12 protein-coding genes and 1 tRNA gene are annotated in these 10147 nt (G+C 61.1%); 11 read left to right on the top strand and 2 right to left on the bottom strand.

Translation table 11 applies throughout. The features are described 5' to 3' along the window. The first annotated feature begins 110 nt into the window (after positions 1-110). Positions 111-860 carry a hypothetical protein gene (locus tag VN623_RS04525; RefSeq protein WP_325568563.1) on the top strand — a complete coding sequence of 250 codons (750 nt, stop codon included), beginning with the start codon at positions 111-113 and terminating at the stop codon, positions 858-860. 85 nt (positions 861-945) lie between these two features. On the opposite strand, the gene VN623_RS04520 is transcribed toward VN623_RS04525, so the two are convergent. Further along, positions 946-1035, bottom strand: a tRNA-Ser gene (locus VN623_RS04520). 65 nt (positions 1036-1100) lie between these two features. Next, complete coding sequence (locus tag VN623_RS04515) at positions 1101-2156, bottom strand: hypothetical protein (protein ID WP_325568562.1); 1056 nt, start codon at positions 2154-2156, stop codon at positions 1101-1103. 301 nt (positions 2157-2457) lie between these two features. Between VN623_RS04515 and rplU the strand changes: the two genes are divergently transcribed. The 10 genes from rplU to VN623_RS04465 form a co-directional block, all read left to right on the top strand. Beyond that, positions 2458-2772, top strand: a complete 315-nt coding sequence (gene rplU / locus VN623_RS04510; protein ID WP_325568561.1) for a 50S ribosomal protein L21 — start codon at positions 2458-2460, stop codon at positions 2770-2772. Between the two features lie 30 nt (positions 2773-2802). Then, positions 2803-3072 carry a 50S ribosomal protein L27 gene (rpmA, locus tag VN623_RS04505; RefSeq protein ID WP_325568560.1) on the top strand — a complete coding sequence of 90 codons (270 nt, stop codon included), beginning with the start codon at positions 2803-2805 and terminating at the stop codon, positions 3070-3072. 121 nt (positions 3073-3193) lie between these two features. After that, positions 3194-3715 carry a GNAT family N-acetyltransferase gene (locus VN623_RS04500; RefSeq protein WP_325568558.1) on the top strand — a complete coding sequence of 174 codons (522 nt, stop codon included), beginning with the start codon at positions 3194-3196 and terminating at the stop codon, positions 3713-3715. Then, complete coding sequence (gene obgE / locus VN623_RS04495) at positions 3712-4749, top strand: GTPase ObgE (protein WP_325568556.1); 1038 nt, start codon at positions 3712-3714, stop codon at positions 4747-4749. The genes VN623_RS04500 and obgE overlap by 4 nt, the downstream gene beginning before the upstream one ends. 108 nt (positions 4750-4857) lie before the next feature. Further along, positions 4858-5955, top strand: coding sequence for an ionic transporter y4hA (locus tag VN623_RS04490; RefSeq protein ID WP_325568554.1), 1098 nt, complete (start codon positions 4858-4860; stop codon positions 5953-5955). Between the two features lie 133 nt (positions 5956-6088). Further along, entirely contained in the window at positions 6089-7252 is a 1164-nt protein-coding gene (gene proB / locus VN623_RS04485; protein ID WP_325568552.1) for a glutamate 5-kinase, read from the top strand. Continuing rightward, positions 7249-8535 (top strand): glutamate-5-semialdehyde dehydrogenase, encoded by a 1287-nt coding sequence (locus tag VN623_RS04480; protein ID WP_325568550.1) that lies wholly within the window; start codon positions 7249-7251, stop codon positions 8533-8535. The genes proB and VN623_RS04480 overlap by 4 nt, the downstream gene beginning before the upstream one ends. Before the next feature lie 43 nt (positions 8536-8578). Further along, a complete protein-coding gene (locus VN623_RS04475; RefSeq protein ID WP_325568567.1) occupies positions 8579-9208 on the top strand; it encodes a nicotinate-nucleotide adenylyltransferase in 630 nt (209 codons plus the stop codon). A 153-nt stretch (positions 9209-9361) separates the two neighbouring features. Next, on the top strand, positions 9362-9790 hold the full coding sequence (gene rsfS, locus VN623_RS04470) for a ribosome silencing factor (protein ID WP_414653164.1): 429 nt from the start codon (positions 9362-9364) through the stop codon (positions 9788-9790). 57 nt (positions 9791-9847) lie between these two features. Next, a partial coding sequence (locus VN623_RS04465; RefSeq protein WP_325568548.1) for a 23S rRNA (pseudouridine(1915)-N(3))-methyltransferase RlmH occupies positions 9848-10147 on the top strand: 300 nt, incomplete at its 3' end.

The raw sequence follows: 10147 nt of genomic DNA, 5'->3' as shown, positions 1-10147 counted from the left end.
AAGCTCACGCGACGCGCAAAACCATCAGAACACGGAGTTTACCATCTTGCGGGATCCATTTCTAGCCTTGCATCAAAAGGGACCCCTTTTGCAGAGGTGGAAAGGCGCACATGAAAGATCGCCATCCTCTCATCGCCAAATGGGTGGCGGAGCACGCCCGAGCCCGAGACGCCTTCCTACATGGGAAAGGCGACTTCCCTTGGGGCATGGATAAACAGGACTACCGAAAGCATCGCATTCTCAGCAGCGTCTTCTTCGCGGTCGAGAAGCACGGGGTCCTGCCGGGCTCGCGAGGGTATCTGGAATTTCATTTTGAACATCAGGGGACATCCACCGGGGCATTGCTTGTTCCGCTAGATGGAGACAGGCACAACCCCCATGCCAAGCTTAGATTCATCATCCTTGACTCGATCAATACGAACTCCACCATCTACGCGGAATGGGTCGATGGTGAGCTGAGTCTTGAAGATAGAGTTCCCGAAATCGTAGCTGGCATTCTGGCTGCTACACGTGCGGTCGCGCGAGCTCAACGAGAGCATCTGAAGTCTTTGCTCGACAAAGAACACTTGCTTATTCTTGACGGATTAAAGCGACTGGAGCAGTTGGGAGGCGACAGCTTCGCCGCGCGCTGCGATCCAAGGACGTTTCAAGCTCTCATTGAGATGGCCGAGCGGCATCGGTCGGCATCACTCGCCCGCCGCTTCCTGCGTTCGCTGTCGAGATCAATCGCCGACGGATCGGTCATCGTTGCTGGCCACAGCCTTGATGATTGGATGACATGGGCCACAGCCAAGTTAGACGAGTTCGATCCCTTGGTTCAGGGCCCTGGATATGTGTTTGACAAGCTTGTTAAGGCTTAGCCGGGAACACCCGTGAGGACTGGGTTCGAATCCCGTCCATTTCTGGCAAAAAATCAAATATTATACAATGAAATCAATATGTTACTGGCGGAGAGGGAGGGATTCGAACCCCCGGTACCCTTGCGAGTACTCCGCATTTCGAGTGCGGCGCGATCGACCACTCTGCCACCTCTCCGGAAGCCGTGGCGCCAAACGGCGAAGTGCGGCTTGTAGCTTCGCTTTTCCGGCGGCGCAAGCGGGTCAGGCGGCCGCGTGCCAAGTAAGATCGAGAGTATCGGTGGCCACGCCCGTTATCTCATAGCCGCGCGCAATCATGCGGCCCTCTTTTGCGTCGGCGACCATGGCCAGGCGCGTGAAGTCGTTGAGGATCGGCGGCTGCAACCAGGCAAACGCCGGATCGAATTCGGCTTTGATGCCGCACATCATGCGGGACCGTCCTGGGCTGTTCTTGCCGCGAGCGTGACCGTGCCAGCCAGCCGCTTCCCAATGATTGGCGGCGACTTGCGCGCCGTCGCGAACACGCGCCTCACGCTCGGTGCGCTCGATAACCACGGTTTCGCGCGGATCAATCCCTGCCAGCGTAAAGATGCCGGGCGTCGCGATTGGCTGCTCGATCAGCAATCGCCGGGCTTCGGTGAAGTTCCGGGCCTCTTCCGACACCTTGCGCAATAGATGCGCCGGAGTCGGATAGGGCATCGACCAGACGCGCCGCCGGTTGGCCGCCCAATCCATATAAAAGAGCCCGGTTGCCTTGCGCATCGGCGCCTGATTGAGCGCCGCGGAAAAGCGACCGGGCGCCATGACTTGCAGGACGCCTGTATAACCGGGCCATGTCACGAGTGCGAACGGCCCCGCCGCAGCTCCCGTGACTTTAGCGCAGACGAGGTTGGCGCCGAGCCCCGGCGTCCGCCAATCGAGTACGCGGATAAGCCGCGCCGAACGATTGTCCGGAGACGGCGCGGCACCGCACGTGCAGGCCCACTCGTAGTTGACCGAAAAAAAGTAGGCTCCGGGCCGATCCAACTCGCGGCCAATCCTGTCAATCTCAGCGAGGTGCTCGTTGTCACAGCGCACCAGCCACGCCCGCGAGACCTTATCCAACGCGACCAGCGCCGCCCGCGGATAGCGGTGCGCTGCGGCATCAAGAAGGGCGTGCGTCCGTTCTTTGCATGCCAAAAGCGTTGCGAGTGGAAAATCAGGCCCGGTCTCGATCACCGGAATGTTCGACAATGCAGCGTCGCTTGGCGGGAGGGCAGACTGCTTGCCGTCGTGAGAAGCCGTCATTGCGCTGGACATTTATCCCTTTCAACGACGCGAACGCCAATTGGCCCGTCTCGAAACGAACAGATGAGCACGCGCCGCCGCGTTTACGAGGATAGGGCGCTCGGATCACAGCCCACGCCCAAACGCCGCACGGCAATTGACAATGTGCCTCAGTTCGACAATAAAGCCCGCCATCGCAGGCGTGATCATCGCCGGCGTAAAATGCGCTGCCCGAGGCTTATGCTAGATTTACTAGCATCTCATTGAAAGTCCATCGTTTTCCGATGGCGCCGCAGGGCGCGGAAACAGGCCTAAAAGGCCGAAAGGATAAGCCATGTACGCTGTCATTAAGACAGGCGGCAAGCAGTACCGCGTTTCCAAAGACGACGTCGTCACCATCGAAAGAGTATCTGGTGACGCTGGCGGCAAGGTCGAATTTGACCAAGTGCTGATGGTCGGCTCGGGTTCCGACATCAAGCTCGGTGCGCCGATCGTTTCGGGTGCCAAGGTAATCGCGGAGCTTGTCGAGCAATCACGCGGGCCGAAGCTGATCGCTTTCAAAAAGCGCCGCCGCAAAAATTCGCGCCGTAAGAAGGGCCACAGGCAGGACCTTTCGATCGTGCGCATTACCGACATCACCGGCGCGTAACCAGCCGGCGCTTTATTCGAGGATTCTGAAATGGCACAGAAAAAAGCAGGCGGCTCGACGAGAAACGGCCGCGATTCCGAAAGCAAACGTCTTGGCATCAAGCGCTACGGCGGCGAGCACGTCATTCCTGGCAACATTCTCTGCCGCCAGCGCGGTACCCAGTGGCACCCGGGCGCCGGCGTTGGAATGGGTACCGACCACACCATTTTCGCCGTCGAAGAAGGGACAGTCGAATTCAACAGCAAGCGGAACGGCAGAATTTATATCTCCGTGAAGCCCAGGGTCGTTGCAGCGGAATAATTTTCGCTCTGCGAGAAAATTGTGGTTCAGGATGTATCGGGGATGGCTGCGCCATCCCCTTTTGCATTTTCTGTCGCACCCTCTTATCACTTGCGACCCAGTCACGCTTTATTTGGACGTCATGCAGACAGCCCGCCTACACCTCCGGCCAGTTGTGTACGGCGACGCTGCGCGCATCGCGGTACTGGCCGGCGACTGGGATGTCGCGAGTATGACGGGACGCATTCCATATCCGTATTCGGAAGACGCGGCGCATCATTGGGTTAGTGGCCTGGTCGAGCGAGAGGAAGTTTTCGGTATCGAGTACCAAAGCGAATTGATCGGCATTTGCGGATTCACGCGCCACCCGAACGGCGACGCGGAACTGGGATATTGGATCGGCAAACCGTATTGGAGTCGCGGCTTTGCGACCGAAGCGGCCAGCGCCGTGATGACCTATGGGTTTACCAAAACCGGCGTGCGCCGTTTCCTCTGCAAGCATTTGGCGGAAAATCCGGCGTCAGCCCGAGTTATCCGCAAGCTCGGCTTCAGATACATCGGCAACGGCAGCGGCTGGTGTGAAGCACGCCAATGCGAACTTCCGACGTTGACGTACGAACGCCGCCGCCCGTGGACGATGAGCATACGGGCACTCGCATCATGAAGTTTCTTGATCAAGCCAAGATCTATATAAAGTCCGGCGCCGGCGGCAACGGCTGCGTTGGGTTCCGGCGCGAAAAGTTCATCGAGTTCGGTGGCCCGAATGGCGGCGACGGCGGCAGAGGCGGCAACGTCTGGGTCGAATGCGTCGCGAACCTCAACACGCTGCTCGACTATCGCTACCAACAGCATTTCTCGGCCGAGAACGGCAAGCCCGGCATGGGCCAGGAGCGCGCTGGTCCGAACGGACGCGACTGCATCATCAAGTTGCCGCCCGGCACGCAGGTCTTCGCCGAGGACGGCGAAACGCTGCTCGCCGATCTGACGACCCCCGGTGAGCGCGTCATGCTCGCCAAGGGCGGCAACGGCGGCTTCGGTAACGCCCACTTCAAAAGTGCGACGAACCAGGCCCCGCGCCACGCCAACCCCGGACAGCCCGCCGAAGAACTGACGATCTGGCTGCGACTGAAGCTGATCGCCGACGCCGGCCTCGTTGGCCTGCCCAACGCCGGCAAATCGACATTTCTTGCGGCCGTCTCAGCCGCTAAACCGAAGATCGCCGATTATCCCTTCACGACACTGCATCCGAACCTTGGCGTCGTGCGTGCCGGCGACGTTGATTTTGTACTTGCAGACATTCCGGGTCTGATCGAGGGCGCTCACGATGGTGCCGGACTGGGCGACCGATTCCTCGGACATATCGAACGTTGTCGCGTTATCCTGCATCTCGTTGATGCGACATCGGAGGACGTGGTCGCCGACTACAAGACGGTGCGGCGCGAGCTCAAAGCCTACGGAAGCGACCTCGAGAAGAAAAAAGAGATCGTCGCGCTCTCGAAGTCCGACGCCGTCGACGCGGCAACGATGGCTGAGCGCCGCGAAGCTTTGAAGAAGGCCGCACGAAAGACGCCCCTCGTGCTCTCCGCCGTCGCTGGGCATGGCGTACAGGACGCGCTTTACGCGATCGCGCGCGAAGTTTCGCGTACCACCGCGACAGAAGATGAGGCCGAAGCGGAAGCGGGGCCGTGGCAACCCTGATTGGGATGGCTCCGCAAAAATGGATGCACCCGCTTGCCGCCCGCCAAGTACTCGCACACAATCGGCCATCCGCTAAAACTCCCCCTCATCAGGATAACTATAACGAAGATGGTGCACTCCACGCGAACGCCCGTCTGGAGTTGGCTGGTGCCGCTCGTTGGCCTGCTGCTCTTTGCCGGCGCCACGGCGATCGGCTTCCGTGACGATTTCGCCTCCAACCCACTTGGCCTCGTGACGGCAACTCTGCTGGTGCCGGCGCTCATCGGTGCCGTGTTCGCCGCCGTCTACCATGCCGAAGACGTGGCGCACATCACCGGCGAGCCGGTCGGCACACTGGTGCTGACGATCGCCGTCACGGTCATCGAGCTAGCTCTGATCGTATCGCTGATGATCACAGGCAAAGCGACGCCGACCCTGGTGCGCGATACCGTGTTCTCCGTGGTGATGATCATCACCAGCGGCCTCGTTGGCCTGTGTATTCTCGTCGGCGGCCTTCGCTATCGCGAGCAGACCTTCGATGTTACGTCGGCAAAAATCTATCTCGCGATGCTGATCGTGCTGACGACGCTGACGCTCATTCTACCGAACTACACGAGCTCGGCGCCCGGGCACTTCTATTCTGAAAGCCAGCTCATTTTCATCAGCATCGCAACGATAGCCTTGTATCTGGTCTTTCTGTTCACCCAGACCGTATTGCATCGCGATTATTTCAACGGCGAGCATGCCGGTCGCGAAGGCGCGGCGCCGAGTGAGGGCAAGCTTGCAGTCTCGATTTTCTTTCTCTGCGTCGCCCTCGGCGCCGTTGTGTTGCTCGCCAAGCTCTTCGCCGTGATCGCCACCGCCGGCGTAGCGGCCGTCGGCGCGCCAGCGAGTGTAACCGGTGTCATCGTCGCCCTTATCGTGCTGACGCCGGAGGCAATTGCGGCCGTCCGGGCCGCTAGCCGCGACGATCTGCAGAGGAGTTTGAATCTCGCGCTCGGCTCATCCCTCGCGACGATTGGGCTGACCATTCCGGCCATCGCCGCCGCCAACATCTTTCTGCAAAAGCCGCTCATTCTCGGTCTCGACCCCCGCGATATGACGCTGGTCGTGATGACGTTGGCCGCCAGCATGCTGACCTTCGGCACCGGCCGAACGAATGTCCTGTTCGGATTTCTGCATCTCGTTATCTTCGGGACATTCCTGTTCCTCGCCTTCGTCCCGTAACAAGTCCGTAACCGCCGTTGGTAAAAAATGCCGACGCGTTACCGATATGCAGGCTAGCCCCTTGCCGGGCAGCCCGCATTTGCAGATAAGGCTCACAGCAAAACGTAGCCTGAATAATCGAACCAGAGCTCAAATGGGCCGCACGTCGACCGATGCAACGACCTTGACCGTCCGTCCCGAGTGGGCGAAAGCGCGGCGCATCGTCGTGAAGATTGGCTCGGCGTTGTTGACCGATCGGGCCACCGGTCACATCAAGACGGAATGGCTCAACTCGCTGATGGACGACGTCGCCGAGCTCGCGAAAGCCGGCAAGCAAGTCGTGCTCGTGTCGTCCGGCGCCGTGGCGCTCGGCCGTCACGCCCTCAACCTTCCGAAAGGCCCGCTTGAACTCGAGCAGAGCCAAGCCGCCGCCGCCGCCGGCCAGATCAGTCTTGCGCACGCTTATCAGGAACTGGCGAGCGCGCGCGGCTTGACCGCTGCGCAAATTCTATTGACGCTCGGCGACACCGAAGAGCGCCGGCGGTATTTGAACGCGCGCAACACCATCGAGGTCTTGCTGTCGCTCAAGGCCATCCCCGTCGTCAACGAGAACGACACCGTCGCAACCGCCGAAATTCGCTACGGCGACAACGACCGGCTTTCGGCGCGCGTCGCCTCGATGGTCACGGCCGATTGCCTCGTGCTGCTCTCCGACGTCGACGGGCTCTATACCTCTCCGCCGAATGACGATCCAAACGCCAAGCATATCCCGCTCGTCACCTCCATCACGCCCGACATCGAGGCCATGGCGGGAGACGCCGGTACCGAGCTTTCGAAAGGCGGAATGAAAACCAAAATCGAAGCTGCCAAGATCGTGTTCGCGGCTGGCACCGATATGGTCATCACGTCGGGCAAAGTTCCGCACCCGCTGCGCGCCATCAAGGAAGGCGCGCGCGTGACCTGGTTCATCGCCAATTCCGATCCCGTCACGGCGAAGAAGCGCTGGATTTCCGGCCAGCTTGTTCCGAACGGTCAGGTCTTCCTCGATGCTGGGGCCGAGAAGGCGCTCCTTTCCGGCAAGAGCTTGCTACCGGCCGGCGTCACTCGGATCGAGGGCGCATTCGACCGCGGCGATGCCGTCGTCATCAGATCGGCGGACGGACGGGAACTCGGTCGCGGCCTTGTTGCCTATGCGGCGGACGACGCCCGGCGTATCATGGGGAAGCGTTCGAGCGACATCTCCGCCATTCTCGGTTTTGAAGGTCGCTCTACGCTCATTCACCGGGACGACATGGCGCTGGCGAGGAAACTGCGATGAACAAACCGGAGCGCATCGACGACGATACCGCCAAGCTGATGCGCGGCATCGGGGAAGCGGCCAAGGCCGCCAGCCGTCGCCTGGCCATCGCCACGGCGATCGAGAAGAATGCAGCGCTCGTCGCGGCGGCAAAGGCGCTGCGTGCGGCGACGCCGAAGATTCTTGCCGCCAACGTCAAAGACATCGAGGCTGCGAAAGCTGCCGGCCGCCCGGCCGCCTTCGTCGACCGGCTGCTTCTCGACGAGAAGCGCATCGCCGGTATAGCAACCGGGCTTGAAGAAATCGCCGAACTGCCCGATCCCGTCGGCACCGTTCTAGCCGAGTGGACGCGACCCAACGGTCTCAGGTTCCAGCGCGTGCGAGTGCCGCTCGGCACAATCGGCATCATTTACGAAAGCCGCCCGAACGTGACGGCCGATGCCGGTGCGCTCTCTCTGAAAGCCGGCAACGCCGCAATCTTGCGCGGCGGTTCTGAAAGCCATCATTCGAGCGTCGCAGTTCATGATGCGCTCGTCGAAGGATTGCGCGCCGCCGGCCTCCCCGAGGCTGCGATCCAGCTCGTCCCCACGACCGACCGCGCCGCCGTCGGCGAAATGCTGCGTGGTCTGAACGGCGCCATCGACGTCATCGTGCCGCGCGGAGGAAAAGGCCTCGTGCAGCGCGTGCAGGAAGAGGCGCGCGTTCCCGTCTTCGCGCACCTCGAAGGCATCTGCCACACCTACGTCGATCAGGGCGCGAACATGGACATCGCGGTCCCGCTCGTCCTCAACGCCAAAATGCGGCGCACCGGAGTCTGCGGCGCCACCGAGTGCCTGCTCGTCGACAAGAACGCGCAGGGAGATTTTCTGACACCGCTTGTTAAGGGCTTGCTCGATGCCGGTTGCGAAATTCGCGGCGACGCGGAAACCGAGAAAGTCGATCCCCGTGTCAAAAGGGCAGCGCCCGACGACTACGGTAAGGAATTTCTTGATGCAATCATCGCCGTCAAAACCGTCGACGGCGTCGACGGCGCCATCGACCACATCGCGCGCTTCGGGTCTCAGCATACCGACGCGATCATTACCGAGTGCGATGCGACGGCCGAGCGCTTCATGAACCGCGTCGACTCGGCGATCGTGCTGGTTAACGCCTCGACACAGTTCGCCGATGGAGGCGAATTCGGATTCGGTGGCGAAATCGGCATCGCAACCGGCAAGATGCATGCGCGCGGGCCCGTCGGCGTTGAGCAGCTCACGAGCTTCAAGTACAAGGTTCGCGGCAACGGCCAGATCAGGCCGAAATGACTGTGCGGAATGAGGCCCGTTAGATTTGGCGCGTAAAATTCCGCTGCAAAGCTTCGGTTCGCTCCAAGTCCGCACGCCGCTTTGCTTTCCCGGCCAGCGCATCGGCGTCATGGGCGGCACGTTCAATCCACCGCACGACGGACATCGCCTCGCCGCCGAAGCCGCAATGAAGCGCCTCGGATTAGATCAGCTTTGGTGGTTGATCACGCCCGGCAATCCGTTGAAGCCGCAAAACGGGCTCGCCTCGCAAAGCGGCCGGATGGGTCTCGTCCGCCCGTTCGTCCGTGGCCCGAAGATGAAGATAACCGGCTTCGAGCGCGAACTTGGGACAAGGTACACCGCCGCTACGCTGGAGTTTTTGAAGCGCCGTCATCCGGACGTCCGCTTTGTCTGGATCATGGGGGCCGATAATCTCGCCTCGTTCAACCGCTGGCAGCATTGGCGTCGCATCGCGGAAATCATGCCTTTCGCCGTCGTCGACAGGCCGGGCTGGCGGCTCGCAGGATTGTCGTCCCCGGCAGCGCAGGCCCTGTCGCGCAGCCGTCTGCCGGAATCTGAAGCCCGTTCTTTAGCGGACCGCAAACCTCCGGCCTGGATGCTGCTGACGATCCGGCTTTCGGGCTTGTCGTCGACAGCTTTGCGCACTGGGAAATCGTCAGCAGGCGGCAAATAATCGCCTAGAACATTGAAATTTATGACATTTTCACGACAGCCGCCTGCCTGATTTCATTTGCGGCTTGCCGCGACGCCGATTATTATGCCGCAGGCTCGGGTGTTATCCGAGCTGTCAGACATGCGGGACTAACCAGCAAAGGATGCTCGCCGCTTGATCCGAACCACAACTGGGGTCGCCCGCAAGGGTGCCTCTCTCGCCCAGTCCGCCGCCAAGAGGCCGGACTCGGCTGCTCTCCTCGCCGATGTCGTCCGTTGGCTCGACGACGCTAAGGCCGAGAACATCGTCACCATCCCACTCGAAGGAAAATCTGACCTCGGCGACTACATGGTCGTCGTGTCGGGCCGCAGCGATCGGCACGTCGGCGCAATTGCCGAACAGCTGCGCGAGAAGATCAAGGCGCGCGGCGACGCCCGCATCCGGGTCGAAGGCTTGAGCGCCTGCGACTGGGTGCTGATCGATACCGGCGATATCATCGTCCACGTCTTCAGGCCCGAGGTTCGCGATTTCTATAATCTCGAGAAGATGTGGCAAGCGGAAATTCCGCCGGACGCATCGCGCAGCGACCCGTCGCAGCACTGACGGTAAGCAGACCACCGCTCGTGCGCGGGCAACCTTAGTCGCCGCGAGCGTGATGTCATGCGCATTTTGATCGCCGCCGTCGGCAAGCTCAAGGATGCCGAGGAGCGGGCGATCTCGGAACGCTACGCCAAGCGCTTCAACGGCGCCGGTAGCGCGATCGGATTGGGCCCGATCGAAATACGCGAATTGCCGGAAAGCCGCGCCGGCAGCGCCAGCGAGCGCAAGCGCGACGAAGCGGTCCGGCTTTTGACAACCGGCTCGGCCGATTTCAGCATCGCGCTTCATCCCGCAGGACGATCACTCGACAGCGAAGCCTTTGCCGCTCTGCTTGGCGGCAAGCGCGATGACGGCGTCAGA

The organism is Hyphomicrobium sp. (assembly GCF_035572195.1).
In the GTDB taxonomy this organism is placed as follows: domain Bacteria; phylum Pseudomonadota; class Alphaproteobacteria; order Rhizobiales; family Hyphomicrobiaceae; genus Hyphomicrobium_B.
This window is presented reverse-complemented; position numbering and strand designations above follow the sequence as displayed.

What these genes read in the sequence shown, in the direction of transcription:
- obgE (WP_325568556.1), top strand. Translation starts at nt 3,712, where the DNA reads ATGAAGTTTCTTGATCAAGCCAAGATCTATATAAAGTCCGGCGCCGGC.
- VN623_RS04480 (WP_325568550.1), top strand. Translation starts at nt 7,249, where the DNA reads ATGAACAAACCGGAGCGCATCGACGACGATACCGCCAAGCTGATGCGC.
- VN623_RS04490 (WP_325568554.1), top strand. Translation starts at nt 4,858, where the DNA reads ATGGTGCACTCCACGCGAACGCCCGTCTGGAGTTGGCTGGTGCCGCTC.
- rplU (WP_325568561.1), top strand. Translation starts at nt 2,458, where the DNA reads ATGTACGCTGTCATTAAGACAGGCGGCAAGCAGTACCGCGTTTCCAAA.
- VN623_RS04500 (WP_325568558.1), top strand. Translation starts at nt 3,194, where the DNA reads ATGCAGACAGCCCGCCTACACCTCCGGCCAGTTGTGTACGGCGACGCT.
- VN623_RS04515 (WP_325568562.1), bottom strand. Translation starts at nt 2,156, where the DNA reads ATGTCCAGCGCAATGACGGCTTCTCACGACGGCAAGCAGTCTGCCCTC.
- VN623_RS04525 (WP_325568563.1), top strand. Translation starts at nt 111, where the DNA reads ATGAAAGATCGCCATCCTCTCATCGCCAAATGGGTGGCGGAGCACGCC.
- rpmA (WP_325568560.1), top strand. Translation starts at nt 2,803, where the DNA reads ATGGCACAGAAAAAAGCAGGCGGCTCGACGAGAAACGGCCGCGATTCC.
- proB (WP_325568552.1), top strand. Translation starts at nt 6,089, where the DNA reads ATGGGCCGCACGTCGACCGATGCAACGACCTTGACCGTCCGTCCCGAG.